At 62.6% G+C, this 26690-nt stretch carries 25 protein-coding genes and 1 tRNA gene; 14 read left to right on the top strand and 12 right to left on the bottom strand.

The window, feature by feature from the left end:
• Positions 1-42: 42 nt before the first annotated feature.
• Both ACW73L_RS04840 and ACW73L_RS04835 read right to left on the bottom strand, forming a co-directional pair.
• On the bottom strand, positions 43-720 hold the full coding sequence (locus ACW73L_RS04840) for a thiol:disulfide interchange protein DsbA/DsbL (RefSeq protein ID WP_498920352.1): 678 nt from the start codon (positions 718-720) through the stop codon (positions 43-45).
• A gap of 83 nt (positions 721-803) precedes the next feature.
• Positions 804-1406 carry a c-type cytochrome gene (locus tag ACW73L_RS04835; RefSeq protein ID WP_139556109.1) on the bottom strand — a complete coding sequence of 201 codons (603 nt, stop codon included), beginning with the start codon at positions 1404-1406 and terminating at the stop codon, positions 804-806.
• A gap of 139 nt (positions 1407-1545) precedes the next feature.
• Between ACW73L_RS04835 and yihA the strand changes: the two genes are divergently transcribed.
• Entirely contained in the window at positions 1546-2151 is a 606-nt protein-coding gene (yihA, locus tag ACW73L_RS04830; RefSeq protein ID WP_498920350.1) for a ribosome biogenesis GTP-binding protein YihA/YsxC, read from the top strand.
• 305 nt (positions 2152-2456) lie between these two features.
• Here the strand turns inward: yihA and pstS are convergent, their stop codons facing one another.
• Both pstS and ACW73L_RS04820 read right to left on the bottom strand, forming a co-directional pair.
• On the bottom strand, positions 2457-3425 hold the full coding sequence (gene pstS / locus ACW73L_RS04825; protein WP_498920349.1) for a phosphate ABC transporter substrate-binding protein PstS: 969 nt from the start codon (positions 3423-3425) through the stop codon (positions 2457-2459).
• Positions 3426-3606: 181 nt separating this feature from the next.
• Positions 3607-4593, bottom strand: coding sequence for a COX15/CtaA family protein (locus ACW73L_RS04820; RefSeq protein ID WP_498920347.1), 987 nt, complete (start codon positions 4591-4593; stop codon positions 3607-3609).
• A 259-nt stretch (positions 4594-4852) separates the two neighbouring features.
• Between ACW73L_RS04820 and ACW73L_RS04815 the strand changes: the two genes are divergently transcribed.
• The 5 genes from ACW73L_RS04815 to ACW73L_RS04795 all read left to right on the top strand — a co-directional run bounded on the left by ACW73L_RS04815 (position 4853) and on the right by ACW73L_RS04795 (position 13319).
• Complete coding sequence (locus tag ACW73L_RS04815) at positions 4853-6433, top strand: substrate-binding domain-containing protein (RefSeq protein ID WP_498920345.1); 1581 nt, start codon at positions 4853-4855, stop codon at positions 6431-6433.
• Positions 6434-6623: 190 nt separating this feature from the next.
• A complete protein-coding gene (locus ACW73L_RS04810) occupies positions 6624-8045 on the top strand; it encodes a lipopolysaccharide biosynthesis protein (RefSeq protein ID WP_498920343.1) in 1422 nt (473 codons plus the stop codon).
• 237 nt (positions 8046-8282) lie between these two features.
• Positions 8283-9650 carry an esterase-like activity of phytase family protein gene (locus ACW73L_RS04805; RefSeq protein WP_498920341.1) on the top strand — a complete coding sequence of 456 codons (1368 nt, stop codon included), beginning with the start codon at positions 8283-8285 and terminating at the stop codon, positions 9648-9650.
• A 404-nt stretch (positions 9651-10054) separates the two neighbouring features.
• A complete protein-coding gene (locus ACW73L_RS04800; protein WP_498920339.1) occupies positions 10055-12292 on the top strand; it encodes a cation:dicarboxylate symporter family transporter in 2238 nt (745 codons plus the stop codon).
• A gap of 49 nt (positions 12293-12341) precedes the next feature.
• Complete coding sequence (locus tag ACW73L_RS04795) at positions 12342-13319, top strand: DUF3616 domain-containing protein (protein ID WP_498920338.1); 978 nt, start codon at positions 12342-12344, stop codon at positions 13317-13319.
• Positions 13320-13563: 244 nt separating this feature from the next.
• Here ACW73L_RS04795 and ACW73L_RS04790 read toward each other — a convergent pair whose 3' ends face one another.
• Together ACW73L_RS04790 and ACW73L_RS04785 are read right to left on the bottom strand one after the other, a co-directional pair.
• Entirely contained in the window at positions 13564-14613 is a 1050-nt protein-coding gene (locus ACW73L_RS04790) for a PstS family phosphate ABC transporter substrate-binding protein (RefSeq protein ID WP_498920336.1), read from the bottom strand.
• 351 nt (positions 14614-14964) lie between these two features.
• The gene (locus ACW73L_RS04785; RefSeq protein WP_498920334.1) at positions 14965-16524 is read right to left on the bottom strand and encodes an OprO/OprP family phosphate-selective porin; all 1560 of its coding nucleotides are present in this window, start codon (positions 16522-16524) and stop codon (positions 14965-14967) included.
• 247 nt (positions 16525-16771) lie between these two features.
• On the opposite strand from ACW73L_RS04785, the gene ACW73L_RS04780 reads away from it, so the two are divergent.
• Positions 16772-17578 (top strand): UDP-2,3-diacylglucosamine diphosphatase, encoded by an 807-nt coding sequence (locus tag ACW73L_RS04780; protein ID WP_498920333.1) that lies wholly within the window; start codon positions 16772-16774, stop codon positions 17576-17578.
• Positions 17535-18569, top strand: a complete 1035-nt coding sequence (locus ACW73L_RS04775; RefSeq protein ID WP_498920331.1) for a glycosyltransferase family 4 protein — start codon at positions 17535-17537, stop codon at positions 18567-18569. Before ACW73L_RS04780 ends, ACW73L_RS04775 begins: the two co-directional genes overlap by 44 nt.
• A gap of 48 nt (positions 18570-18617) precedes the next feature.
• On the opposite strand, the gene mutM is transcribed toward ACW73L_RS04775, so the two are convergent.
• Positions 18618-19433, bottom strand: coding sequence for a bifunctional DNA-formamidopyrimidine glycosylase/DNA-(apurinic or apyrimidinic site) lyase (mutM, locus tag ACW73L_RS04770; RefSeq protein ID WP_498920329.1), 816 nt, complete (start codon positions 19431-19433; stop codon positions 18618-18620).
• A 346-nt stretch (positions 19434-19779) separates the two neighbouring features.
• Between mutM and thiO the strand changes: the two genes are divergently transcribed.
• Entirely contained in the window at positions 19780-20889 is a 1110-nt protein-coding gene (gene thiO, locus ACW73L_RS04765) for a glycine oxidase ThiO (RefSeq protein WP_498920327.1), read from the top strand.
• Between the two features lie 62 nt (positions 20890-20951).
• Positions 20952-21027, top strand: a tRNA-Thr gene (locus tag ACW73L_RS04760).
• A gap of 355 nt (positions 21028-21382) precedes the next feature.
• Here the strand turns inward: ACW73L_RS04760 and ACW73L_RS04755 are convergent.
• Together ACW73L_RS04755 and ACW73L_RS04750 are read right to left on the bottom strand one after the other, a co-directional pair.
• Complete coding sequence (locus ACW73L_RS04755) at positions 21383-21721, bottom strand: STAS domain-containing protein (RefSeq protein WP_498920326.1); 339 nt, start codon at positions 21719-21721, stop codon at positions 21383-21385.
• The gene (locus ACW73L_RS04750) at positions 21718-22314 is read right to left on the bottom strand and encodes a hypothetical protein (RefSeq protein WP_498920324.1); all 597 of its coding nucleotides are present in this window, start codon (positions 22312-22314) and stop codon (positions 21718-21720) included. The genes ACW73L_RS04755 and ACW73L_RS04750 overlap by 4 nt, the downstream gene beginning before the upstream one ends.
• Before the next feature lie 363 nt (positions 22315-22677).
• Between ACW73L_RS04750 and ACW73L_RS04745 the strand changes: the two genes are divergently transcribed.
• Positions 22678-23211: a glycoside hydrolase family protein gene (locus tag ACW73L_RS04745; RefSeq protein ID WP_498920322.1), complete on the top strand. Its 534-nt coding sequence runs from the start codon at positions 22678-22680 to the stop codon at positions 23209-23211.
• 56 nt (positions 23212-23267) lie between these two features.
• Here ACW73L_RS04745 and ACW73L_RS04740 read toward each other — a convergent pair whose 3' ends face one another.
• Positions 23268-23561: a hypothetical protein gene (locus tag ACW73L_RS04740; RefSeq protein ID WP_498920320.1), complete on the bottom strand. Its 294-nt coding sequence runs from the start codon at positions 23559-23561 to the stop codon at positions 23268-23270.
• A 225-nt stretch (positions 23562-23786) separates the two neighbouring features.
• Here ACW73L_RS04740 and ACW73L_RS04735 point away from each other — a divergent pair, with 225 nt between their 5' ends.
• The 3 genes from ACW73L_RS04735 to ACW73L_RS04725 are packed head-to-tail and all read left to right on the top strand — an operon-like array spanning position 23787 to position 25560.
• Positions 23787-24470 (top strand): CsgG/HfaB family protein, encoded by a 684-nt coding sequence (locus ACW73L_RS04735; protein WP_498920318.1) that lies wholly within the window; start codon positions 23787-23789, stop codon positions 24468-24470.
• 23 nt (positions 24471-24493) lie between these two features.
• Positions 24494-24931, top strand: a complete 438-nt coding sequence (locus ACW73L_RS04730; RefSeq protein ID WP_498920316.1) for a DUF4810 domain-containing protein — start codon at positions 24494-24496, stop codon at positions 24929-24931.
• Positions 24928-25560, top strand: coding sequence for a DUF799 domain-containing protein (locus ACW73L_RS04725; protein ID WP_498920314.1), 633 nt, complete (start codon positions 24928-24930; stop codon positions 25558-25560). The genes ACW73L_RS04730 and ACW73L_RS04725 overlap by 4 nt, the downstream gene beginning before the upstream one ends.
• Positions 25561-25708: 148 nt before the next feature.
• On the opposite strand, the gene ACW73L_RS04720 is transcribed toward ACW73L_RS04725, so the two are convergent.
• Both ACW73L_RS04720 and ACW73L_RS04715 read right to left on the bottom strand, forming a co-directional pair.
• Entirely contained in the window at positions 25709-25888 is a 180-nt protein-coding gene (locus ACW73L_RS04720) for a hypothetical protein (protein WP_498920313.1), read from the bottom strand.
• A gap of 236 nt (positions 25889-26124) precedes the next feature.
• A complete protein-coding gene (locus ACW73L_RS04715) occupies positions 26125-26619 on the bottom strand; it encodes a hypothetical protein (protein ID WP_129884347.1) in 495 nt (164 codons plus the stop codon).
• Between the last annotated feature and the right edge of the window lie 71 nt (positions 26620-26690).

Genomic DNA, 26690 nt, shown 5'->3' with positions numbered 1-26690 from the left:
GCCCGCGCAAAGCGACGGGTAGGGGGCTCGTGGTGGCGGCGCTCACTTCTTTGCCGGCTTCAGCGCAGCGCTCTCCTGAGCGATCAGCTGATTCATGATCTCGATCATGCGCGGAAATGATTTGGCCAACGACCCGCTGGTGCGGTACTTACCATTGATCACGACTGCCGGCGTGCCGGTGATACCGTATCTCTGGGCCATGGTCGCCGCCTGACGCATTTTCGTGTCCACCGCGAACGACTTGTAGGCCTTTCGGAAGTCCGCCTCCGCGATGCCGTGCTCCTTGAAGAACGGGGCCAACTCGTCCTCGGTCTCGAGCTTGCGGTTCTGGTTCTGGATGGCCTCGTAGAAGTCGGAGTGCATCTTGTCGAGAACGCCCAGCGCTTCGGCTGTGAAGAAGGCCTTCGCGTGAGCGCCCCAGCGCTCGTTGAATATGGCCGGCTGACGAATGAATTCGACGTTGTCCGGCTTCTTCTTGAGCCACGCATTCAGGTCGGGCTCGAGATGGTAGCAATGCGGACATCCGTACCAGAAGAACTCCAGCACCTCGACCTTCGACGGGTCGGCGGTGGGCTGTGGCGGCTCGACCATCTCGTAGCCGAGGTCGGGCCGCGGGCTGTGGTCGGTCGCGTACAGCGACGGTGAAGCAATCAGCGCGCCCAACGCCAGCCAGAGCGAAACAGCGGTCCGTGCGAACGTCCTTGGGAAGTGTGTCTTCATGATGTTGTCGATGTCTCGCAGCCTCGTAGATCAAACAAAACCGCCGCCCTCGCGGACGACACCGCGCGGCGCCTCGGGGCGACTCAACGCAAACCCGCGATGTATTCCGAAAGCCCCGTGATTTCCTCGTCGGTCAAGTGAGCCGCCACCACACGCATCATCTCGTTGGTGTCGTTGTAACGGGCCTTGCCCTTGAAGTCGTGCAGGGTCTTGCTGAGGTAGGCCGCATACTGCCCCCGCAGCGCCGGGTAACCGGCCGGCTCGTTGCCCTTGGCTTCAGGTCCGTGACAACCGGTGCAAGCCGGTACGCCGCGCTGGGGATCGCCGGCCCGGTAGATCGTCCGACCCAACTCATTCTCCTGGGCCGCCTCCACCTGAACGGCCTGAGCGGCATAAAACGCGCCAATGTCGGCCATGTCGTCATCGCTCAGGGCGAGGGCCATCGCGGTCATGGTCGGTTCCGGGCGCTTCTCGGTCTTGAAATCGTGCAACTGTTTCGTCAGGTAGCTCGCGTGCTGCCCGGCGAGCTTCGGAAAGATGGGCGCGGCCCCGTTTCCGTCAGGGCCGTGGCAACCGCCACAGCTCTCTGCCTTTTGCTTGCCTTCGGTCGGGTCTCCGGCACCGAGTGCGACCGGTGCCGCTAACGCGGCCGCCGCGCTGAGCAGGACCCAGAGAATTCGTGTCATGGAATGCCTCGTCGATCAGAGGTGTGAAAGCCACGCCCCGGGGAAGGTCTGTCTTCCCGAGCGTCGCGATTTTACGATGGCTGCGGAAATATAGGTAAACTTTGAGGCCCAACGCAACCCCAGCCGCGCCCTCCCCGCCGTGACCCAATCCCGATATCACCGCAGTCACTTCCTCACCAGCGCTCCAGCCGTCAAGGACGCCCCGCCAGACGAAGGCGCCGAAGTGGCTTTCGCCGGACGATCGAACGCCGGAAAGTCCAGCGCCATCAATACGATCGTGATGCAGAAGAATCTGGCGCGGACCAGCAAGACGCCCGGGCGCACGCAATTGCTGAATTTCTTCGAGGTCGATCCCGAACATCGGCTCGTCGACCTTCCCGGCTATGGCTACGCGAAGGTCAGCGCCAAACAACGTGGCACCTGGCATCGCGTCGTGGAAGCCTATCTGGCCGAACGCCAGAGCCTCGCGGGCATCTTCCTGGCGATGGACATCCGCCATCCGCTCACCGATTTCGACTGCCTGATGATCAACTGGTGCGGGGAGCTCGGTCTGCGCGCCCATATTTTGCTGACGAAGGCGGACAAACTGGGACGCGGGGCGGCCAAGGCCACGCTGCTACAGACGGAGCGTGCCCTGCGCGAAGGGAACGATGTGCGGACGACGGTTCAACTGTTCTCGTCGCTGGATCGCACCGGCCTTGATCAGGCGCACGCCGCCCTGGACGATGTACTCGGGTATGGCTAGGGTGTGAGTGTTTGGGAGCACTCATGCGGCTCGCCGCATAAAAAGGCTCCGAAGCGCAAAGGGGCAGCGCCTCGGAGCAAATCCCCGACTTGGGGAAGCCGGGATTGAAACTACTCATAAGGGAGGAGATGAGTAGTCTGCGTCGTTCCAGACACGTAACCCTATGACTGCCTCTCCGCGAAAGAGTTCGAAGTGTCGCGACAACGGGCGCAGCGCTACCTATCGGGCGCCACGGCGAGTCCGCGCACACCGTCACCGGGACCTTATGCCGGTCCTATCCCGGGATGCCCGCTAGTCCCATCGCTTCATCGTATGTTGCCGGCCGCGCTTCGCACCCGCTGCACGACCGCCTCGGGGAGCGGAAGGTATCCCATCTCCGCAGACCGCTTCTGTCCCTCGGTCAGACCGAACTCGACCAGTTCTCGCAGCACGCGGGCTTTGTCGGCATCGCCGTTGTCCTTGTAGAAAATCATCCAGGAGAACGTCGCGATGGGATAAGCGGTCGCGGCTTCCGGATCGAGGACCCACGCGATCAGATCGTCCGCAAGGCGCGCGTCCGCCAGTGTCGCCTCGCCACCGTCGATGCCTGGCTTGACGTAAGTGCCGGCTTTGTTCTGCAAAGTGGCTACAGCCACGCCCGCTCCCTTGGCCTGAACGTAATCCACATACCCGATCGCTCCTGGCGTGCGCTTGATGACTTCCATGACGCCGTCGTTTTTCGGTGCTGCCACGAAATGGTCGAAGTGTGGCCATTCAACGGTGTTGCCGGCGCCGGGCCCGTCCTTCCATTTCGGGCTGACCGCGCTGAGATGATTGGTAAAGACGAACGTCGTGCCGCTGCTGTCGGCTCGCCGGACCACGGTGATCGGCAGGTCGGGCAGGGTCACCCCCGGGTTGGCACGAACGATTCGCTCGTCGTTCCAGCGACGGATTTCCCCCAGGAAGAATGCGGGGTACACGCTGCGCGGCAACTTCAGTTCAGCTGTCATGCCGGGCAGGTTGTAAGCCAGCACGATCTCACCCGCCGTCATGGGCAGGAGTTGGACGCCACCCGGCACTTTGGCGATATCCTCGGGCTTCATCGCCGAATCGCTCGCGGCGAAATCGACCACCCTATCGAGGAAATCGTGAATCCCTGCGCCACTGCCCTTGGCATGATAGGCAATGAGGACACCTTTATGGCTCTTGGAGAAACTCTTGAACCACTCGTAGTAAAGCGGGGCAGGGAAACTCGCCCCGGAGCCCATCAGGTGCAGCTTCCGTTCCGCTGCCACTCCGGGTTCCACGACCAGAGCGCACAACCAAGCGCCGACGACAAGTCGGACAACAGATATCGCGACCATCCTTTTCAGATTTACCTCCCGAAACACCACGAAAACAGTTCGGTATGCGGCTTCGCCCGACTCAGCGGAATATGGGGCGTATTTCCTGTCGCGGCAACGGCGGAACGAACCGTTAGAAACGCCCCCTCAGGCGCAAATTCACGTAAATGACGTTCAAGGTCAGCAGACCGGCCAAAACGGTATGCGCAACCACCATTAGGGTCGGTAGCCGCATCATGACGGCGGCGATGCCGGTCCCGGTGCCCGTAAGCACCAGCATGCTCATCACGATACCAGCTGGCCGCAAGCTCTGGCAGCGATTACTGCCCGTAATGACGAGCGCCAAGACCGTCACGACCACATACAGCAGGATACCGCCAACACGGTGGACCCAGTGGATTGCCGCACGGGCGGCCTCGGGTAGCCTGCCGTTGTCGCCCTCGAGCCAGTCTCCCTGACTCAGGCCGAAGGCTCGGGCATAGTCGGCGTCGGGCCACGCCCGCCCCAGGCACGTCGGAAAATCCGGACAGGACAGGCCGGCCTGATGAGTGCTGGTCCACCCTCCGAGCATCAGTTGGCTGATCAGAATGATGAGACAGATCCGTGCCAGCCACCGGATGGGCATTCCTGCAGGCACCAGCCTCCGCCCGCCATCATCGGGACTGGCTGCGAGGTGTGACAGAAAGATGACGACGAGGATCGCGTAGCCCAACAGCAGATGAGCGGTCACTGACAGGGGCAGCAGTTGGTGCTCGAGTGTCCATAGGCCCAGGGCCGTCTGCATGACCACCATGCAAAGAGCAGCCATCACCCAGAACGTGGCCCGCATGCGATTTTCCGGTAGCGTCCAGACCAGCGCCGCCAGGATCAGCACAGTGACGCCCACCGCACCCGCGAAATACCGGTGTGTCCTGATGTCGAGCCGCACCTGTGCCATGTCGACCGGCCTGTCGTCGGCAAAGCGAGGCTGGAGATTTCCGTCCGGGCGCGTAAGTGAACGGCCGAAACAACCGGGCCACTGCGAACAACCCGGCTCCGTATCCCAACTCCGGACGTAGGCTCCCAGCGCAATGGTCAGGAGCGTCAGAATCAGCGCAATCAGGGTCAGCGTTCGAACCATCGCCGGCTGTTGAAGGTCTTCACAAGCGTGCCGATAACGCCCTGCTGCGACTTGCGAGTGCAGCCGCGAGCGCGGTAGGCACGGCATCGGACACGCCTGCATCCTACCGGATGTTCGTGAACCGCATCACCTCGTCGCCGCATGGGGGCGCGGCCGCCTGATCGGCAGAGCCGTCAACTGCACGCCGGGTCCGGGTTGACAAGCGGGTGTCGCCAACGCATTGTGATGACGAGCGCATAAGGCGTTTCGAGACTTGAACATGACTACACGGACCTGCGAACGATCCGGGCTGTCAACTTCCGGCAAACTCCGTGACCGGCCATCGATCACGAAAGACCGAGTTTCATTTCCGGGCACGGCAACCAACGGTACCGGGTGTGTCGCCCCGCGGTCCGTCCAGCGCGCAGCACGACAGACCGGAGCCATCAACCCCGCGCTGTTGTTCACCGCTGTGCTTGCGCTCGCCGGACTGGCCGCCGCTGTGGCACTGGTCCAGGCGCCGACCCCCTACGACTCGCCGTCAGCCAGTACCGGATCCTCTATGGATCCAGCGACTGCACAGCCTGTGCTGCTGAGTCTGGTAGGCTCCAATACCATCGGTAGCGATCTGGCGCCGACGCTCGCCAAAGCCTACATGAACGATGTGTTGGGTGCCGTGCGCGTGGAAGTGCGCCGCGAACCGAAAGAGCACAGGACTGTTGTGGAGGGCTACCTCCCCGGAGCAACGGCGCCCAGTTCGATTCAGATCCTCGCGACCGGATCAGGCTTCGCGTTCGAAGCACTCAAGAACGGCGTCGCCGACATCGGCATGTCATCGCGAACGATCACCGCTGCCGAGGAAGAGCAACTCGCATCGCTCGGCAACATGCGGGACCGCAAGTCCGAACAGGTTCTGGGTCTCGATGGCCTGGCGGTCGTGGTCCATCCGTCCAACCCGGTCACGGTGCTCACCCTGGACCAGATCAAGCGCATCTTCAACGGGCGCATAAAGCAGTGGTCGACGCTTGGCGGTGCGAAACGTCCGATACACCGGTACTCCCGAAACCGTGAATCGGGCACCTTCGCATCCTTCGTCGGCATGGTGAACCTGGACCGCAGCGCGCTGTCACCGGACATCACCTACATCGTCGAGAGCAGTGACGTGTCGGACACGGTAGCGGGGGATCCCGACGGCATCGGTTTCATCGCCCTGCCCTACATCGGCAAAGCCAAGGCCGTCAGAGTGGCCGCAACGGCCGGTCCAGGCTTTCCCGCAACACGGACGCTGGTTTACCGCGAAGACTATCCATTGTCGCGCCGCCTTTACCTGTATGCGCCGCCAAACCCGTCCAATCGACGCGTGGGAGAGTTTCTGGAGTTTGCGCAGTCGCCGGCCGGACAGAAATTGGTGGATGCCACCGGTTTCGTCGGTCGAACGCTCGAACCGCTGGATAGCGCAGAAGACCCGCATCCGCTTCCGAAACAGGCCCCGAAGGCGTACACCGAATTGGCGCAGACCGCCGACCCACTGCCGGTTTCCATCCGCTTCAAACCCGGCAGCACCGAGCCCGACAGCAAGGCCTGGAATGACTTGCCCCGACTCGTTCAGGTCCTGCTGACCCCCCAGTACCGCAATCGGGAAGTCGTCCTAGCGGCCTTTCGCAATCGAGACACCGTGCCCGGTGCAGACCAGGCCCATGTGCAGGACGCCGCGATCGCCGAACTTAAGGCCGAGTTGGAAAGGAAGGGCTTACAAAACGTCAAGGTCGCGGACTTTGGCCCGGCCCTGCCGGTTGCGGCGGACAGCACCCCGGAAGGCCGCGAGAAGAATCGACGCGTCGAGGTCTGGCTGAGCCGCTAGCCGGGCCTGGACCGAACTGCGACCCGGCCAGCAGCGCGCGTTCATGGGGCTGCAGGTCCATAGGAACATACGAGCCCGTTGATGGCGCAAACGTCTACCGATGCGCGATGGTCGTTCCATCGGGGGGATTCGTTGAGAACCGCGTCGCTGCGGCGTCACTGGCCAAAAGGTTGCCAGCTTAGCGACTCCGATGGCAAAGCGGATTAAACTGATTTCGTGGGACACCCCCAAGTTGACGATATCGAGTAGCCCCAAGCCTGGCCCCTCACACGTCGCGGAGAACATCCGCCCGGCCGTCAAAAACGAATTGACGACGACCGGGTTTCTCGCGAAGAGCAACTATTCCCGTCCGCTGAGCCTGGCCGCGCTGGCCATCGGCAATTACCTCCTGCTTTACGTGGCCAACATCGCCCTGGCCCGCCAGCTCTCCGCCGCCGATTTCGATGACTACAGCGTGGCCCTGTCTCTGGTTACGGTATTGAGCACCTTCGCGACGCTCGGGCTCGAGAAGTACGCCTTGCGCTGCATCCCCGTCTACCGCGAGCGCGGCGACTGGGGTCATGCCAGGGGTTTCTGGCGTTTCTCACTGGGGGCTACCGTCGGACTGAGTGTCGGCCTGGTATTGCTGCTCGCGTCATCGTTGGAGGTGATCCTTTATAGCCGGCATGCGGACTCGCACGCGGCCATGCTGGTACTGGTCGCCTTCCTGCCCGCGGTCACCGCGGTCCTGTTCCTGGTCGAGGTCGCGACGGCAGCCGGCGCCCAGATCCAGGCCGTCGTGATCTACCGTTTCCTGCTGCCGGCCAGCTTCTTCGTGCTCATCAGTCTCGGCAATCTTTTTGAGCTGGGAACGACCGCAATCGGCGTGGGCATCTGCTACGGGCTGGCCTGGCTGATCGCCCTGATGGCCATCCACTATCTGGTCAAGCACTCGATGCCTGAGGATTTCTGGCACGCCCAACCGCATTTCCTGCGCCGGAAATGGCTGCGGCGGGCCGCACCGTTCCTGATCAACAGCTCAATGCTCAGCCTGATGGCCAGCTCGGGCGTCATCATCCTGGAACTCCTGTTCACCTCCGAATCCGTGGTTGGAACCTTTGCGATCGCGGCACAAACGGGGACCTTCATCGTACTGCTCGCAAACACGACGAATCGCTTCTATCTGCCACTGATGTCGCTCTATCTAGAGCGGCGCGACAAGGCCTCGATGCGGCGGTTACTGGCCCACCGGATTGGTGTGATGTCCGGATTGTCGCTGCTCTTCCTGTCGGTGGTCGTCCTACTCGGGGAGGACATCCTCGCGTGGTTCGGCCCGAAATTTCGCGACGGTTACCCTGCGCTCTGCGTGCTGGCAGTCGGGGCATCGGTGAATGCGATGTTCTCGGACTCACCTTATTACCTGCAATTCATGAAGCGGGAGCGTCAGGTGTTCTACACGAGCGCCGTGGCGCTGGTGATGAACCTGGGGCTGACGGCGACACTGGGCCATTACCTCGGCGCGGTCGGCGCCGCCTACGGCTACGCGATATCGATGAGTTTTCTGTTCCTGTCGCAACGTCTCCAGGCTTCCCACCACTTCGCGCGACACTGGACGTCGGCCGGCGACACCTAGGGACGTCACGCGGTGCGGGCCCGACCGCATGACTTCGCAGCACTGAAAAACCCCGCAACAATCGGCTTCGACCCGCCGCATTCACAATCCTGTAACACATTCTTGACAGGATGTGGCTGGGATGCCCGTCATGGGCATATGCCGCCCGTCTACATTGAGGTCTCTTAAGCCGGGTGAGCACCAAATGGATATCGGTCCTCCCTTATAGCGCTCTTACGAAGTTCGGATAAACCATCGATGAAAACGATATCGGCACTGCTGCTTGTTGCGGCAGTCACCGTAACGCCCCTCATGTCCGCGCAAGCTGCGGTCACATTCATCGGCGAAGGCTCGATTCCCGGCGATGCAGTCGACCAGTCGAAGCTCGACCGCACACTGGAAGACGGCGCGTCACCCCACAACCGTGTCGGGGGGCTGGGTTCGGCGATCACGTACAGCGGTAACGGAAACTCCTATCTCGCGTTGCCGGATCGCGGACCGGCGGGCGGTAAGACATCGTATTTCAACCGCTTGTACCGGATCGACATCAAGCTCGCCAAAGTTGCCGAGAACCGGTATACGGTGGAGCCAGTGCTGACGAGCACCTTGCTGCTCAGAACCGAGGACGGAAGGCAATTCACCGGACATGCCGGCACGTTCGATGCGATCAATTCGCCCGACGGTCTGCGCCTCGACCCCGAAGGCCTGCGCGTCAGCGGGTGCGGCCACACCGCGCTGATCTGCGATGAATACGGCCCGCACATCTACGAAGTGGACCTGAAGTCCGGCAAGCGCATCCGCAACCTTCCCGTGCCACGAAAATTCCTCGTCGATTTTCCTTCCGCCAACCCCGACGACGAGAAGAACAAGAACCTGACGGGACGTCAGCCGAACCGAGGCTTCGAGGGGCTCGCGATCACGCCCGATGGAGCACGCCTGCTGGCCGTAATCCAACAACCGCTGCTGCAGGACGGCGCTCTGGGCACCGACCGTAAGCCTGTCGGGGTGAACTGCCGTATCTTGGAAGTCGATCTGCAAAACGGCGCCGTGCGCGAGTACATGTACGTGATGGAACGTCCCGCGAACGGCCTCAGCGAGATCCTTGCGATCAACGATCATGAGTTCCTGATCATAGAACACGACTCCAAGCCGGCGGCCGAGACCACCTTCAAGAGCATCTTTCGCGTCGATCTCAACGGCGCAACCGACGTCCGGTCCATCGCGGCCTTGCCGTCGACCGGCACTACGGTGAGCGACGGCGGCGGTACGAATCAGGTTACCCCGGTCGCAAAAACATTGTTCGTCGATCTGTTGCGCGCCGGCATCCCGGACATGCCCGAAAAGGTCGAAGGACTGACCTTCGGGCCGGATCTCGCTGACGGGCGCCATCTGCTGATCGCTTCCGCGGACAACGACTTCGAGCGCGAGCGCGCCAGCCGCTTCCTGGCCTTTGCGGTCGATCCGGGTGATCTTCCCCGTTATCAGCCGCTCCCCCGAGCAGGCGCCGGACCGAACCACGCCTGTTCCACCCCCCTCAACCGCGTAGCCTCCGGGCAGCCGGCGCACGGCAAGGAGCGGGGCTCACACGCTGCCCACACGAAACTGACGCGCCTGGGCTCGAACTGACTCAGGGGCGGCCCAGCGGCGTCAAGGAAAGCCTGAGCCGCCCCGAGAACCCTGACCACGCGACGACGATGCCGATGGATCAATGCCCCGCGCCGGGTCACGGACACTCTGATTTCTTCAGGTAGGGCAAAACCGCCTCTCGCGTCACCGACTCCGTACGAAGCGAGCATGCCTTTTGTTCAGATTTTCCTTGGGGTAGCCTCTCGCCACTCGGCGTCGGCACATCGACGCGGCCGTAGCTGCGTGAGGCATTGCTTTGAGCGCCCCTGAGGCATGGCCGAGGTGCAGCATCACAGCCGGAGCCGGGCTGGCTCTGCATAAGCTTGGTCGTTACCGGGGCGGGCTCACAGGGCATATCCGTCTCCCTTATCACCCCGCATGCTTCACGTCCCGGAGTAGTATTGATGACCACAGGCAGCAAGGCTATGCCACCCAGTGAACCCGACGTCGTCCGTCCCAAACGACTGAAGTTCATCTCTGACATGAGCTTCGGCACCCGCGTGGTGGTCGGCTTCGTGCTGGGCGTCGCGGTCGGCTTGTTCTTCGGCGAAGGTGCCGCCGTGCTGCAGACGGCAGTAGATGCCTATATCCGGCTGATGCAGATGACCGTCATCCCCTACCTGGTCCTTGGGCTGATGGCTTCGCTCGGACGCCTGTCACGCAGCGACGCGCGCCTCCTCGCGCAGGGTGGGGGCCTATCCATCGTCGCGATGTGGGTCGTCACGGCACTGCTGATCGTCGCGATGACGCTGGCCTTTCCGGACCTGCAAAGCGGCTCGTTCTTCAGTACGGCCCTGGTCCAGCCGCCGCGGCCGTTCAATGTCGCGGAAGTTTTCATCCCTGACAATCCGTTCGCGTCGCTGGCCAATAGCGCCGTTCCGGCGGTCGTCCTGTTTTGCGTCGCCATGGGTCTGGCGCTGATCGGGACGCGCAACAAGGAGCGCGTGCTCGACGCCTTCATGGTGCTCAACGAGGCGGTATCACGTGTCACCAAGTTCGTCGCCGGGTTGACGCCTTTGGGAATTTTCGCGATCGGGGCGGTCGCCGCCGGCACCATGAGCATCACCGAATTCGAACGCCTGCAGGTGTATTTCGTCACGTTCATCGTGGCTGCCGTGCTGTTGACGTTCCTGGTCGTACCATTCTTTGTCACGGCCCTGACGCCGTTCCGCTACCGCCACGTGGTCTCGGTCGCGAAGGACGCGCTGCTGACGGCGTTTGTCGCCGACAACCTGTTCATCGTCCTGCCGCTGCTCGCCGAACGTGCGAAAGAGTTGATCAAGGACTACGACCTGCACAGTGAAGCGGCCGAGAACAGCGTCGACGCGATCATCCCGATTGCATTCAACTTCCCGATGGCGGGCAAGCTGCTGATGCTGCTGTTCCTGCCGTTCGCCGCCTGGCTGGCCGACGAGGCGCTGGACTGGAGCGATTATCCAGTCCTGTTCGGTGCCGGCGTGCTGAGCTTTTTCGCCAAGACCTCCACCGCCGTCCCGTTCCTGATGGACCTGCTGGACATCCCGCAGGATCTTTTCCAGCTCTATCTGGCCAGCGACCTCGTCACGGGGCGCTTCAGCAGCCTGCTGGCCACGATGTGCCTGCTCGCGACGTGCCTGGTCACCGGCGGCTTCATGGCCGGCTACCTGCGTTTCGACCGGCACCGGATTCTGATGGCGCTGGCGATATCCGGAGGCGTGACCGTAGCTGCGGTCATCGTCACGAAGATCCTGTTGTCGCTGTTCATCGATCCGGAGAATCATCAGGATCAGTTGCTCATGAACATGCAACTGCCGACACGCCCGGTCGAGATCATCGTCGACGACGAACCCCCGGAAGAGATCGGGGCACCGCTCGCGCGGAAACATAACGGTGCGCTGGAGCGCATTCGCCGGAACGGCGTCCTCCGCGTGGGCTACAACGCCGACCGCTTGCCCCTGACATTTTTCAATGCCCACCATGATCTGGTGGGCTTCGACGTCGACCTGGCCGGCGCCCTGGCGCACGAACTGGGCGTTAAGCTCGAGTTCGTGCCGTTCACCTGGCAGAACGTGACGCAGGAAATCGATGCCGGCCTGATCGACGTCGTGCCGAGCGTCCCCTACAGCACCTCGCTGATCCCGGCCAAGCGTCTGTCCACCCCCTATTACCAGGGCGTGCTTGGCTTCGCCGTGCGGGATCCGGACCGCGCCAAGTTTGCGACCCTGGAGGCGATCCACAAGCAACATCACCTGACGATCGGCATTCCGACCGAGTTGCAGCTACCCGTGGCGGCTCTGACCGATTATCTGGCCCCGGTCGAGGTCAAGACCGAGTTCGTCCGGGCCTTGCGTTACTTCTTCGAGGAGAAAGTGACGAATGTCGACGCGATGCTGGTAACGGCCGAGGTTGGCACGGCCTGGACCCTGCTCCATCCACATTTCACCGTGGTCGTGCCGCGCCCGACTTCAGTACAGATACCCATGGGTTACATGGTTCACCCTGAGGATGAGGATCTGCTCGAGTTCATCGAAAGCTGGCTCGTGATCCACCGGGCCCGCGGCACCATCGACCGAGCCTACGATTTCTGGATTCTCGGCCAGGGAGCGAAGTCACATACCCGGCGCTGGTCGATCATCCACAACGTGCTTGGCTGGACGGATTGATCCATCCAGCGCTTCAGGACGGCTGAACGTGTCGAATTCCGGAGTCCCCATGAAGCCCCCGACGTCACCCTGTTCGTTCGGCCTCATCGTTGCCATGGCAGCGCTTTCGAACGCACATTCCGCCGAGCTTTCGCGGTATGGCGGCATGTGCGATGCATCGGCTGCAGCACCCATCGGGCAACACTACTTCGTCGTCGCGAACGACAAGGACAGCGTGCTGCGGGTCTACGATCGTGACGAGCCCGGCCAGCCATTCTACCAGGAGGACTTCACCGGATTCCTGGGCGTGGCCGACACCGAAACCGATCTCGAGGGCGCCGCCCGGATCGGCGACCGTATCTACTGGATCACTTCACACTCCGCGAATCCGAACGGTGATGCGGGAACCCGGCGCCGGCTCTTCGCCACGCGTGTGGACTACCAGGGGGAAAGCATCCACCTCGAAGCCGTCGGCACGCCTTACGGGACTCTGATCGAGGACCTCACCGCGCATCCCGAACTAGGGAAATTCGGCCTGGACAAAGCGGCCACCCTGCCGCCGGAAAGTGCGGACGGCCTGAACATCGAGGGCCTGTCCAAGACCCCGCGGGGCGGCTTGATGATCGGATTTCGCAACCCGCGTCCGTCCGGGAAAGCGCTGCTGGTGCCAATCGAAAACCCCGAGGAAGTCATGCAGGCACAGCCCGCGCGGTTCGGCTCGCCGCTGCTGCTCGATTTGGGTGGCCGCGGGATCCGCAGCATCGATTACTCCGACACCCTCGGCCAATACCTGATCGTTGCCGGTCCCCACGACGACGAGGGAACGTTTCAGGTATACGAATGGACCGGCCACTCGGCCGACCCACCGAAACCGGTAAGCACCGGTCCCTTGGCGGGACTCAATCCCGAGGCCCTGGTACTTTATCCCGATCTGGCACACCGGGAGCAGGTGCTCAGCGACGACCGCGGCGAGGAGGTCAATGGTACGCGCTGCCTTCGGCGGACCTTGGAACTGCAGAGTTTTCGAGGGCTTTGGATCGGCTACTGACTCGGCCGGTCAATGCCCCGGACCAATCCGTGCTCGCGGTGCAACCAGCACCCGGAAGGCGGCGAGGTAAGGAGTGGTGTGGCACGCCCTCCTTTCCGCGGGGCGGGAGGGTAATCGCGGTACCTGCGGGCCTTGCCCCCGAGACAGCTTACGGTCGGGGCGCGGGATGAGCAGGCTGGGAGGCTGGTAAAGACGTGCAGGCGCCGGAAGCCCGACGCCTGCGGAGAACTTTCCGAACAGCGGATTACGGGGAAAACGGCTTCATCTGGCGAGCCGCTTCGCCGACAGACTTCCGCTCGTATTCCGGCAGCGGAATGAAGCCCTTCTTCGTCAGGTAGCCGTCATCGCCCCAGGCCTTCTCGCTGGTGAACTCGGTGACAAACTCCTGTATGCCCGGCACCGTTCCGACATGCGCCTTCTTGACGTAGAAGAACAGCGGCCGGGAAACCGAATACTGCATGGAAGAGATGGTGTCGTAGTCCGGCGTCACGCCTTCCACCGGCAGGGCTGCGACCTTGTCGGTGTTTTCTTCGAGGAAGCTGTAGCCGAAAATGCCGAGCGAGTTCGGGTTCGACAGCAGCTTTTGAACAATCAGATTGTCGTTCTCTCCCGCCTCGATGAACCCGCCGTCCTCACGCATCGTCTGGCACATCTTCTTGAAGTCCGCCTCCTTCTTCTTCTTCCAGTCCTTGATCCATTCGAACTCCTCGCAACCCTTTTCCATGGCCAGTTCGACGAACGCATCCCGCGTTCCCGACGTCGGCGGCGGACCCATGACTTCGATCTTGCGGTTCGGAAGCGATGAGTTGACATCGCTCCAGGTCTTGTAGGGGTTGTCGATCAGCTTGCCGCAGTCCGAGCACTCCGGGTCTGGCACCTGCTTTGCCAGAGCCAGATAGATGTCCTTGCGCGTCAGCGGAAACGATGCCGACTTCTTCGACTGGGCGATCACGATGCCGTCGTAGCCGATCTTGACTTCGACGATTTCCTTGACCCCCGCCGCTTGGCAACTCTTGAATTCGGCCGGCTTCATTTTGCGGGATGCATTGGCGATATCGGGGTACTGCACACCCACACCTCCGCAAAACAACTTGATGCCGCCGCCGGTTCCCGTCGACTCGACTTTGGGCGTCTTGAAGGTCCCGCTTTTGCCGAACTGCTCGGCAACTACGGTGGAAAACGGATACACCGTCGATGAACCGACGATGCTGAGCGCATCGCGCCCGGCAGCCCAGGTGGATCCCGCGGCCGCGGTGGCAACCAATGCAGTGCCGATCAATAAAGCTTTATTCACGAAACACTCCTCTTTCTTTTAACGTTTCTTGCGGTAGTCATCCCGGGGGCACCGAACTGCTTACGGGTTCCGGAGGAACGTCGCCCGACGCTTCGGACAATCGTCACTGAATTCACCCTGAGATCACTGGGCCACCAGACGTGCCTCTCAGCCCCCTGGGTGTCCGCCGACACAACGCATCGCGAAGCGTCGCATATCATAGGGGCCTCCAGTGGCTGGGGGAAGCCGGTCCGGACATCGTCCCGCGCTCCAGCAACACCCGGATTCGCGTAGGCCAGAGCCCAAAGCCCACCTTCGACAGGCGGGCTTTGCGCAGAGGGAAGCCGACTACGGTCCGGCGTGATTGGCCCTTTAGTACGCCAGCGACACGCGGGCCGAGACCTGATCCCACCCACCCGTGTTGTTACCCGGGACGCAGCACAGCTGAGCGCGGCGTGCGCCGGCAGCACCGATGTCGAGATCCCAGACGTGGGTCCAGTCGACCAGCAACCGGGCCCAGTCGTTCCAGTGCCAGTTGACACCGAAGGTCGAGGCCAATTCGCGACCACCCGTGTTGCCGGGATCGCCGACGTTGTTCATGTCGACGTACATGATACGACCCTTGAGTTCCCAGGCACCCCAGCCACCCGCCAGATCGAAATTCTGGTTCGGTCGGAGCTTCCGGATGATGCCTTGCTCGGCGTTGTAGAACGCTGCTCGCGACTCTCCGGTGAGGCTGTAGATCAGGTCGAAGTGGTAACCGCTCAGGAACCCGTCATCGTACCCGCTGTCACGATTTAGCCAGGTCGCGTTGTATTCGCCCTCGAACGACAGCGGTCCCCAGGCACCCGTCGCTTCGGCATTGAAGAACTGGCTGTTCTCGTAACCCTTCAGGTTGCCGGTATCGAGGTAGTTCACATGGTCGATGGCACTGGGCGCGATACGATAGCGAATGTTGGGGTCACCCGAGCGCGGCGCTCGATAGGCCACGGAGGTACCGACATGCAGCAGCGTGTCGGGCGTATAAATTGGTGCCGCGGTCAGACGCGCCGCCGCACCCCAGCCTTCGTCGTCCGCGGCGGTCGTACCCGAGGCCTGGCGGGTGGCAGTGTCGCCGTACCAACCGACCGCGAAGCCCCATTGCTCGCCGCTGATGTCGTAGCGGATACCAACGGCTCGGTTGACCGAGCGGTTCGTGAATTCGTATTCGAGCGAACGTTCCATGAACGGCATGTCGTTCGACGACATCATCTGCTGGTAGCTAAACGGCTGCTTGCTCTGGCCCAATGTCCACTTGCCCCAATCGAAACCGGTGTACTGAATGAAGGCGTCGCGGATACCGATCGTACCGTCGCCACCCGCATTCGCGATTTCCGGCTGCATCTTCCAGATGAAGTCGTCGTAGAACTGACCCGCGAACTCCATACGGAAGCGGCGGATTTCGGTACCGTCGGTCAGTCTGTTTGTCGTGATGGGATCACCGGGCTGAAATGAACCCGTACCGCTCACATCGTTGTAGGTGATAATGTCGCCGCCCGAGTTCAGGTTGGCGTCGGTATGCAAACGTCCGTTGATGCTGAACTTGAACTTGCCGTCGTTGGTTTCCCAGCGGATGCCCTTGCCGTCGATCGTGCCTTTGGATTCGTTAGGCTTCTTCGGCTTGTTGGCGATCGCGTCGATCTTCTGGTTCAGCTTCGATTCGACCTTTTTCACGTCATCGACACTGGCGACTTGCGCCGGCGCTTCTGCGGCCATCTCGCCAGCCACTTCGTCGACCTGCTTAAAGGCACCGAGCTTTACGCGGTGCGGCCCTGGCACCGTGTACACCTGGTTCGTTTTGACATCGACGTACAGGTCCAGCGCCTCGGCCGGTGTGACGCACACACCACCCATCAGCGCCGATACCGCCATCGCGACACGGCTCGCTTTCATGGAACAGACCCCTTGTTATCGGTTGGAGGGTTAAAAGTCGCCGGCGGGGCTGTTGCCAACACCACTACGCGGAAAGACTTATTCGCCACAAACGATAAAGTTGTTGTATGACAGACAGATTACGGGGTTGTGAAAAAACGATGACAGTTGTATCTGCGCATCAAAACTGTCACACCGCGATGATGCTGCTGTAACAATTGCCGCCTACCTTGGCCGCCACAACACTAACGAGAAAGAGGTTGTGCCGGTGAAGCTGAATTACCGAACCGTCTGGATATCGGATGTGCATCTGGGAACCCGCGGCTGCAAGGCCGAGTTCCTGCTCGATTTCCTGAAGCACATCGACTGCGAGCAACTCGTACTCGTCGGGGACATCATCGACCTATGGAAGATGAAGAACGGTTGGTACTGGCCACCCATGCATTCCGAAATCGTTCAGCACCTGATGGCGCTGGCGAAGCAAGGCAAGCGCGTGATTTATGTTCCCGGCAACCATGACGAATTGTTCCGCGGCTATGTCGATAGCCTCATGGCGGGGATCGAGATCCGCAACGAGCTGATCCATCGGACGGCTGATGGGCGCCGCTTCCTGGTCATGCATGGCGACGAGTTCGATGCGGTGGTGTGCAACAGCCGTTGGCTGGCCGTGTTGGGCAGCGAGGCCTACGACTTTTCGCTGCTGCTCAATCGCTGGTTCAATGCGCTGCGGCGACGCCTCGGCTTCCCGTACTGGTCGTTGTCGGCCTATCTGAAGCACAGCATTAAGAACGCCGTCAGCTTCATCAGCAGCTTCGAAGCGGCGCTGGTGCACGCGGCTGAACAGCGCGGCGTCGACGGCGTGATCTGCGGCCACATCCATCACGCAGCCATCCGCGAGGTGGACGGCATCACCTATTGCAATACCGGGGACTGGGTCGAAAGCTGCACCGCGCTCGTCGAAAGCCCCGAAGGCAAGCTGTCGATCCTGCGCTGGGCCGAGGAGAGCGCATTCCTGTTGACGGAGCCGGATGTTGAAACTAGCGCTGATAAGCGACGCCTGGCGACCGCAGGTTAACGGCGTCGTCACGACGCTGACGAAAACCTGCGAGACGCTGGAACGTCTCGGACACCAAGTCGAGGCCTTCACGCCCGACCGGTTCTGGAATGTTCCCTGTCCCACCTATCCCGAAATCCGGCTCGCGCTGGGCTGCGGACGCCAGCTCGCGCGCTGGCTCGATGCCATGCAGCCGGACGCGATCCATATCGCAACGGAAGGCCCGCTCGGCATGGCGGCGCGGCGTTATTGCCTGCGCCGCAGGCTGCCATACACCACGTCGTTTCACACGCGGTTTGCCGAGTACGCGAACCTGCGTTTCAAGTTTCCGCTGACCTGGGGCTACGCCTTGCTGCGCTGGTTCCACAGCGGCAGCACGCGCGTGATGGTCGCGACGCCCACGCTGCGCGATGAACTGGCCGGGCGGGGCTTCCGCAACCTGGTGCTGTGGTCGCGCGGTGTCGACGCGTCGCTGTTCAAGCCCGGCGACAAGCACCTACTGCCCGACCCCCGCCCGATTTTTCTGTATGGCGGGCGTGTCGCGGTGGAGAAAAGCATCGAAGACTTCTTGAACCTCGATCTGCCGGGGACGAAGGTCATCGTCGGCGATGGGCCGGACCGGGAGATGCTGGAGGCGAGATATCCCGCGGCACGGTTCGTCGGCTGCAAGTACGGCGAGGAACTTGCCGCACATTTCGCGGCAGCGGATGTGTTCGTGTTCCCCAGCCGCACGGACACCTTCGGGCTGGTGCTGCTCGAAGCGCTGGCTTGTGGCGTTCCGGTGGCAGCCTATCCGGTTACGGGGCCGAACGACGTAATCACCGACCCGGCCGTCGGCTGCCTGAACGAGGATTTGAAGGAGGCAGCCATGACGGCGCTGACATTGGACCCGGCCGCCTGTCGCCGCTATGCGCAAGGCTACAGTTGGGAAAACTGCGCTGCCCAGTTTCAGGGGAATCTGGCGCCGATCGGCGGACGCTCCGCGACCTCATCCCCTGGCGTCGCGGACTGAAAAACGTGCGGAGCCAGCACGCCTTGGCCGACACCCGGGCCAGAGTGCTCAATGCTGGCACTGCGGACAGAAAAACGTCGAGCGCTGGCCGGTCCTGACGGTTCGAATCGCGGTCCCGCACACCCGACAGGGCTCACCGGCACGATCGTAGACCGCCAGTGTTTGCTTGAAATAGCCCGGGTTACCCCGTTCGTTGACGAAATCCCGCAAGGTCGTGCCACCCGCGGCAAGGGCCAGCTCCAAAACCTCGCGTACCGCCCCGGCGAGCCGTTCGTATCGCGCCTCACCGACGCGACGCGCAGCACGCCGCGGATCGATCCCCGCCCGAAACAGCGATTCGCTGGCGTAGATGTTGCCCACGCCAACGACCAGCTTGTGGTCCATCAGGCACAGCTTCACCGCCGCAGCACGACCGCGCGTCGCGGCGTACAGGTAGGCCCCGGTAAACTCCGGCGCCAGCGGCTCGACCCCGAGCTCCGCGAGCAGCGGGTGATCGTGCGGGTCCGAGTCCGTCCACAACAGGCACCCGAAGCGCCGCGGATCGTGAAATCGCAGCGCGAGAGCAGGCGCAAGGATCAGGTCGAAGTGATCGTGTTTGCGCGGAGGCTGGCGCGGATCGCAGACGCGCAAGCTGCCCGACATGCCCAGGTGCACGATCAGCGTCCCCGTCTCCAGTCGCAGCAACAGATATTTTCCGCGCCGCTCCAGCGCGTTCACGCGTTGTCCCCGGACCAGCGCGGGCAACTCTGCCGGAACCGGCCAGCGGAGGGCCGGCTGCCGGACGACCAGATCGGCGACGGTCTGCTGCAACACGAAAGGCGCGATCCCGCGCCGTGTGGTCTCAACTTCGGGTAATTCAGGCATCGCTGGCAGGGCGTAAGGAAAGAAGCGGGATGATGGGCAAAACCTGACGACCTGCCCCTGACAGGCGGATCCGGCGCGCAGATCGAACACCCACACCAACGTCGTGTCGGCCTGTCGCGGTCCGTCACCGACGCGGCGCGCATCCCGGCTCGCAGCAGGGGGCACCCCGCCCAGGAGCGGGACTGTTTCGCCCGATAGCCTCCCGGACATCGCACGACGGGGCGTCTCAACAGGTATCATAGAGTGCAGCCACCGGAGGCGGATAGTCAGCCGCCCCTCCAGCGCCGACCTCGGCCGCGGGGATCGACCCACGGCGCGGGCGCGCTGCATCTCTACTTCACGACCCATGAACAGTTTCTCTTCCCGGCCTGCCGACGTTGTCATCGTCGGCGGCGGCATCATCGGACTTCTGAGCGCACGCCTTCTGGCACTGCAGGGGCTGCGCGTCAGACTGCTCGAAGCCGGCAGCATCGGCACCCAGTCCTCGTGGGCGGGCGGAGGGATTCTGTCGCCGCTGTGCCCATGGCGGGCCCCCGAACCGGTCACGGCCCTGTGCAGCCTGAGCCAGACGCTGTACCCCCAGTTGGCCGCGGAACTGTTCGAGGAGACGCGCATCGACCCGGAATGGACGCGCAGCGGGCTCGTTTTCGTCGACTCCGCCGAGATCGCCGAAGGCCTGGCCTGGTGCGAGCAGCAGGCAGTCGAGACGCGCCTGCTGCCACCGGATGACCTGCAAGCCCTGGAGCCCGCCCTCAGTCGGGCCGGCGCCGCGTCACTGTGGCTGCCCGCCATCGCGCAGGTTCGCAATCCGCGTCTCTTGCAGGCCCTGCGCGCATCGCTGGTCAAGCTGGAGGTGGACCTGGTCGAGCTGCAACAGGTCACCGGTTTCGAGACGAGCGAAGGCCGCGTCACGGCGGCTCGCACCGAGAAAGGTTGGCATGCGGCGGAGCGCTTCGTCGTCGCGGCGGGCGCGTGGACCGCGAAGCTGTTGGCCGAACTGGGCTCGACTCTGCCGATCGCGCCGGTCAAGGGCCAGATGCTGGCCTATGCCGCTGCACCTGGCCTGCTGTCACGCATCGTCGTCAGCGGCGACCGCTACCTGATCCCGCGTCGCGATGGCGTGATCCTGGCCGGCAGCACGGTCGAAACCGTGGGCTTCGACAAGACGACGACCGAGGACGCGCGCGAACAACTCACCAGTTTTGCCGAGCGCCTGCTGCCGCCGCTGCGCGATGCGAAAATCCTGCGCCACTGGGCAGGGCTGCGCCCCGGCTCACCCAGCGGCATTCCCTACATCGGCCGCCATCCGCAACTGCACAATCTCGTGCTGTGCGCCGGACACTTTCGCAACGGCTTCGTGATGGCGCCCGCCTCGTGCCAGCTGCTGGCCGACCTGCTCCTCGACCGGCCCACGGTGCTGCCCCCAGACCCATATACGCTCGATGCCGCTCACTGAACCCCTCGCCGGAATGCGCGGCTTGTGCAGGACGGAGCGACTTCCTTATAATATGCGGCCAAGCCGATGTAGCTCAGCTGGTAGAGCAGCACATTCGTAATGTGCGGGTCGTAGGTTCAAATCCTATCATCGGCTCCATTCAAACAAAGACTTACGCCAAGGATGGCGATGTCTGAAAATCTCATTGCCACGGTGCGACGCAATCCGTTGCCGCACGCCCCAGTGGCCCCCGAACGATCGCTGCTTTCGCAAACGAAGGCGAGAGCGATCCGCCGTATTACAAAGGGCACCGTAGCCGGCGCGGCCGTTGGCCTATGCCCGAGAGAACCAAGTCGCGCGCGATACCTAAGTGACTCTACACCGCATCGTCTGCGGCAGATGACCCGGCGCAGAAACGCGCTCGACGTCGGAATACACCGGAATGACGGTGCATGGCCCCGGGGGTGTAGCGCGAGCGGGCGCGGCCCCGGAACTCTCACGGAGTTGCGAGCTTTCAGGCGCGCAAGGACCGCAGTCCCTCTTCGACGGTAGCGTAGCAGGGCATGATCATGGCGAAGCCGCTGATGTCCAGGATCTCCTGGAGCTGCGGGTTGATGTTGCAGAGCGCCAGGGCACCGCCGACATGTTTGAGTTGTTTGGTGGCCTTGAGCAGCACCCGCAAACCGGCACTGGACACATAATCGGTCAGCCCGAAATCCACGAGGATCCGGGTCTCGCCCTGCTCGATCTCACTGGCGATTCGCTGCTCGGCTTCCGGCGCGCTGTTCGTGTCCAGGCGCTGGCCCGGCACCACGATCAGCACCCCGCCGTCTCGGCTCGTGACGATGCTCATGACTCAGGATCCTTGTATCGGTGTTGGTTGCCCGGCAAACTCGGGCTGACTTCGTCGAGTTGCCGCTTGACGTGTTCCCGCAGGGGCGATCCGGAAGCGCTGCCCGGCTGAACGGGTTCCGGGGAGGCCTGGCCGGAGGCATCCAGCCAATCGAGCGCGTCGAAGCGCAGACCGACCAGATCGGCCAATGTCGGCAGGATGTGCGCTTCCAGGAGCTGACGCTCGCGCCCGACCAGCCTTCGGAAATACAGGTTCAGTTCCTCGACGAAGAAACGCGGGGACTCGGCGAACGGGTTCAGGGGCACCTCCAGCAGCATCTCGAAATCCGGTCCCAGGCGCGCCGCCAGGGCGCTTTGCGTGGCGCGGGAAAATGCCGTCTCCCAAGTCGCCTTGCGGCTTGAATCGGTTTCCAGGTCAATGACGAAGGTCAAGGTCAGGTACCCGTCGTGATCAGGGCGCCGAAACGCCGCGATCTTGAGCACACCCTCGCTGACGAACGGGCCGTCCTCCGCCAGGAAACCGGCGAAGGCGATCATCCCCTCGTTGGCCTTCGCGGAAAACAGGCTCGCGGTGAGGTCGTAGTAATCTTCCATGTCAGTGTTCTCAAACCGGGGTGTGCGATCGCACGGGACTCGTTGGCCGCGCCGGTGACTCCGCACAGACGCGGGGCGGAAGGAATCGCGAGCCTCGGTCCGCACGTTGCGGTAAACCACTGGTACGGGGCACCAGTCCCGCGGGAATTCCGCCGGAAGTATACGGAATTCGCGGTAGCCTCCGTCAACCCGTCGAAAGCAGAAGAAACGGCCCGTCCGTTGCGGTATTGCCCGTCGAACCATTAACCTAGAGGGCCTCGGCCTGTGCCTGTACTCGGGTGCATACTCCGAACGGCCAGGGAGCCGCCGGCGCCGAGCCGGGAAGACGCCTCCCTATCGACCCTTGGTTTCCGGAATCCATTCTTGGCACTCACTTACCTTCGGGTGCGAGCCCGAATTTCGCTCGTCGTTCTCGTGCCATGGTTGGTCGGCTGCGCCAGCCAACCGCCGATCACGCTGCCTCCCACGTCGCCTCCGCCTGCGGTGCTGCAGTCCTATTCCCTGGAAGAACTGCTGATCCACCACGAGGGCTTACGGCTTAAGCCCTACCTCGACTCGGCCAACAAACTGACCATAGGCGTCGGACGAAACCTCGCGGATACCGGCATCACCGAGCAGGAAGCACTGTATCTGCTGCATAACGACGTCCAACGCGCATCCCGCGAACTGGACGAAAAGCTGCCCTGGTGGCGGGACCTATCCGAGACTCGACGCCGAGTCATGGTCTCGATGGTTTTCAATCTGGGCATGTCGCGCCTGCTCGATTTTCACGACATGCTGTCGGCGGCGCAGGAGGGCGATTACTCCGCCGCCGCAAAACACATGCTCGACAGCCGCTGGGCGAGTCAGGTCGGCCGCAGGGCGGTGGAGCTGGCCTATTTGATGCAGAACGGCTGACGGTCTGCCCGGCTCGCGCTGACCGGCCTTGAGCTGACAAGCATCCCGACGCCGTTTCAGCGGCACACCGTCTCCCAACTCCATTTTCCCGAGGCATTCTTTACCTGGAACGGCTGACACTGGCTGGTGCCAATGGGCGGAATGGTCGGTGGCTGGATCGGCCGGATGCTCAGGGGCGCGATCGGCGCGATGGCGGGCGGTTCGGGGGGCGGGAGGCTTAGCGTGGAGTCGCACAGGGGCACGTGCTCGCATTGCCCACTGCCATCGCAGATCCACTGCCACTGGCAGGCTCCAGGAACATCGGTGGAGGTCGACGCCAGCAAAAGGGCCAAGACGCGTGCGCTTGTCATCCGGCAATCCCATGAGTCATCGTTCGGTCGTCGAGCCTACTCCCGCGATGCTGGAATTGCCAAGTGAACTCCAGACCAGGATGCTGCCTGCGGAACTCTCCAATAAAGCGGCTGTGTCGGAAGTGCGGCTTCATTATCATGATGACCTTCGCAAACAGGTACCGGAGGGCTTATCGATCCCTCCCAACCTGGCGGTCTCGGCCTTCTTCCGCATGGAGTCTACCGGTGAAATCACAACACCTGATCACGCTGACCTGCGCGCTACTCGCACTGAGCGCCTGCGTCAGCCGCAACATCCAGGAGAACGTTCCGGACCGCGGACCGCAAGTCAACGCCAGTCGGCCGCTGCCCCCCTCGGAGCGCATGACGATCACGATCGCGCGCTTCACCAACGAGTCGATCTACGGCAGCGGCCTGTTCACGGACGCCTCCGGCGATCGCCTCGGCAAGCAGGCCGCCGATCTGCTGGCACGCCATCTGATGCAGACGCAGCGCTTCAATGTCGTCGAGCGTCAGGACATCAGCAAGCTGAAAGCCGAAGCCGAGCTGATGGGGCTTTCGGAAGACCAGTTCAAACAGCACCTGCAGGGCGTGGACGCCCTGATCATGGGCTCGGTCGCCGAGTTGGGGAGGGATGAAACCGGGGGATCCTGGGTGATCGGCAAAGAACGGACCCAGCGTGCCCGCGCACGCGTCGTGTTGCGGATGGTCGATCCGAGAACCGGGCAGGTCTTCTATTCGCAGGAAGGCTCGGGCGATGCCACCTTGTCCTCGACCAGCACGCTGGGTTTCGGCGGCACGAGCGGCTTCGACTCGACCCTGGAAGGCAAGGCGATCGACGCCGCCATCGTGAACATGATGAACAAGGTCGTGCAGACGCTGGATTCGCGGCGGCGCACCACCCGCTAGCCAGCGCGAAGACGGCCGGGAACATGAGCAAGCGGGATCGGCCTGCGGCGCAACGCGGAGCGAAGCGGGCCTTGCGCGCCATCTGGCTGCTTGCCGCTAGCGTGTTCGACACCGGCTGCGCTCCGAAGACGCTCTACAACTGGGGAGGCTACGAGGACAGCCTGTATCTCCGGTACACGGCTCAGGACTTCACTCAAGCCGAAACCGAGGCTGCCGGCACTTTGCCGACCACCGCGCACCCGTTGCGGGTACCGCCCGGCGTGTACGCGGACTACGGATTTCTGCTGTATCGGCGCGGCGACTACGCGCGCGCCATACAGTATTTCGAGAAGGAGAAGGCGACCTACCCGGAATCCTCGCTGTTGATGACCAGGCTGATCGATCGCGTCCGGCAGAGAACGGAAGGCAAATCGGGCATCAGCTTGAATACGCCCCCCGCAGCGGGAGGAAGCGGCCCGTGAAACAGGTGGCACGGGCGGTGTTGCTGGCGCTTTTCGGAGCGCTGTGCGGCTGTGCCGTTCAACGGCACGATCTGGCGGCCTTCTACGCCCACCGTCCGCGTTCCATCGTGGTGGTGCCGGTCGTCAACGAGTCGACCGAGATCTCCGCACCGACGGTATTCCTGAGCACCGTCACCGCACCACTGGCCGAGCGCGGCTATTATGTGTTCCCGGTTTACCTGACGGGCATTCTGCTACAGGATCTCGGGCTCACCGAAGCCGGTCATGTGCATCAACTGCCGCCGCAGCGCTTCCTCGACCTGTTCGGGGCCGACGCCGTGCTGCTGATCACCATCAAGGACTGGAGCACCAAGTATCTCGTCGTCCAGTCCGCCGTGGTCGTCGACATGGCATACGTGCTGAAGGATACCCGCACCGGCCTGGTGCTATGGGAATCGCGGCAACCGGTGGTCTATAACTCCGGCGGCGGCAATCCGATCGCGATGGTCGTCTCGGCGGCCCTCAACGCGCTGCTGACCGATTACCGCCCCCTGGCGCAGCAGGCGAACGCCCGGGTATTCCTGCCGCCCAACGGCATTCCGGCAGGGCCCTACCATCCGGAGTTTCAGAAGGATCAGGCGCGGTTTTGACCGCGGCAAGTCAACGTGCAACCTGCCTGATACCGGCTGCTGGCGAGCCCAAGCCCGGCGGGTAACCGATAGACTCGTGGACCTGCTGACGAACGGAGATACCCGATACCGACAATGTTCTGCGGCAGTTTGGAACTCCTTCGCGAGCCTATTCTGCCGTCAGGGCGACCGACTCGGCGGGGCGAACGTCATCCCCTTCGACAGATGTCCCGGCAACGTCCAGAATCGTTTCCACAACCCTGTCGGCGAGCCATGGATCTCGCCCGCGAATGGCGCGATAAGCCTCGACGAGTTTCGCTTCTTGTGCAGAGTGGTCTTTTTCGGTCATGGCGGCTACCCCCCCAGGTAACGATAAGGTCAATGATCGAGCGCCGTCTCGCGGCGAGACAGGCCTCTTCGGCAATTACCAGTCGACACGACCCCTCGCGCGGCCGTGTGGCGGTGAAAACAGAACGGTGCGTCAAGCGACAAAAGCGACCCGATGCGGGTCTTGATCTCCCAAACGGCCAGGAAACCGGAGCATGCAGGGCTTTCGGGGCGCGCCTTCAGCGGTATCCGGTATCGTCACAGCAACGATACCTCACCGCGCATCCCCATCAGAAAAGAGGTCACTCGCAAAGTCACTTTCTGCTCCTCTGCCCAGTCAGCGATTTCGCCTTCCAGCAGCCGTGCATACTTTCGGTGCAACGCAGCCTCCTGTTCCATCTCTTCCTCGGTATCGCCGAGTTCCGGCGCAACATTGAAAACCCTGTGATAAGCACCGCAGTGCCGGTGCTCCAGTATGTAAACGTCTTCGATTCTGTGCAGGTTGCAGGCCGCAGCCAAATGATCGAAAAACACCTTCTTCCAATGCTTGTACTTCTTCGAGCCTCCGCCCAGGGCCCCCAGCGCTGCACCCGCGAGAATCACATGATCGTAACGATTCTGCAGATTGTCGTGATTCATGAAGGTGACCGTATCGTCCAAGAGTCTCGGGTCCATGCAACTGAGCAGCAGCACGGTACCGCGCGGCGCGGGATAGGTCAGTTCACCAAACTTCGAAACCTGGGTCTTGGTCATTAAGTTCTCCACTGCGCTTTCGGAGCGGGGCGTCCGCTGCGGAAGGAGGCGCCGATTTGAAACGATACGCG

The organism is Methylolobus aquaticus, from assembly GCF_054172105.1.
This window is presented reverse-complemented; position numbering and strand designations above follow the sequence as displayed.

Excerpts from the sequence above, each read along its gene's own strand:
- ACW73L_RS04840 (WP_498920352.1), bottom strand. The coding sequence starts at position 720 with ATGAAGACACACTTCCCAAGGACGTTCGCACGGACCGCTGTTTCGCTC.
- ACW73L_RS04835 (WP_139556109.1), bottom strand. The coding sequence starts at position 1,406 with ATGACACGAATTCTCTGGGTCCTGCTCAGCGCGGCGGCCGCGTTAGCG.
- ACW73L_RS04820 (WP_498920347.1), bottom strand. The coding sequence starts at position 4,593 with ATGGTTCGAACGCTGACCCTGATTGCGCTGATTCTGACGCTCCTGACC.
- ACW73L_RS04815 (WP_498920345.1), top strand. The coding sequence starts at position 4,853 with ATGACTACACGGACCTGCGAACGATCCGGGCTGTCAACTTCCGGCAAA.
- ACW73L_RS04810 (WP_498920343.1), top strand. The coding sequence starts at position 6,624 with ATGGCAAAGCGGATTAAACTGATTTCGTGGGACACCCCCAAGTTGACG.
- ACW73L_RS04805 (WP_498920341.1), top strand. The coding sequence starts at position 8,283 with ATGAAAACGATATCGGCACTGCTGCTTGTTGCGGCAGTCACCGTAACG.
- ACW73L_RS04800 (WP_498920339.1), top strand. The coding sequence starts at position 10,055 with ATGACCACAGGCAGCAAGGCTATGCCACCCAGTGAACCCGACGTCGTC.
- ACW73L_RS04795 (WP_498920338.1), top strand. The coding sequence starts at position 12,342 with ATGAAGCCCCCGACGTCACCCTGTTCGTTCGGCCTCATCGTTGCCATG.
- ACW73L_RS04785 (WP_498920334.1), bottom strand. The coding sequence starts at position 16,524 with ATGAAAGCGAGCCGTGTCGCGATGGCGGTATCGGCGCTGATGGGTGGT.
- mutM (WP_498920329.1), bottom strand. The coding sequence starts at position 19,433 with ATGCCTGAATTACCCGAAGTTGAGACCACACGGCGCGGGATCGCGCCT.
- thiO (WP_498920327.1), top strand. The coding sequence starts at position 19,780 with ATGAACAGTTTCTCTTCCCGGCCTGCCGACGTTGTCATCGTCGGCGGC.
- ACW73L_RS04755 (WP_498920326.1), bottom strand. The coding sequence starts at position 21,721 with ATGAGCATCGTCACGAGCCGAGACGGCGGGGTGCTGATCGTGGTGCCG.
- ACW73L_RS04750 (WP_498920324.1), bottom strand. The coding sequence starts at position 22,314 with ATGGAAGATTACTACGACCTCACCGCGAGCCTGTTTTCCGCGAAGGCC.
- ACW73L_RS04740 (WP_498920320.1), bottom strand. The coding sequence starts at position 23,561 with ATGACAAGCGCACGCGTCTTGGCCCTTTTGCTGGCGTCGACCTCCACC.
- ACW73L_RS04730 (WP_498920316.1), top strand. The coding sequence starts at position 24,494 with ATGAGCAAGCGGGATCGGCCTGCGGCGCAACGCGGAGCGAAGCGGGCC.
- ACW73L_RS04720 (WP_498920313.1), bottom strand. The coding sequence starts at position 25,888 with ATGACCGAAAAAGACCACTCTGCACAAGAAGCGAAACTCGTCGAGGCT.
- ACW73L_RS04715 (WP_129884347.1), bottom strand. The coding sequence starts at position 26,619 with ATGACCAAGACCCAGGTTTCGAAGTTTGGTGAACTGACCTATCCCGCG.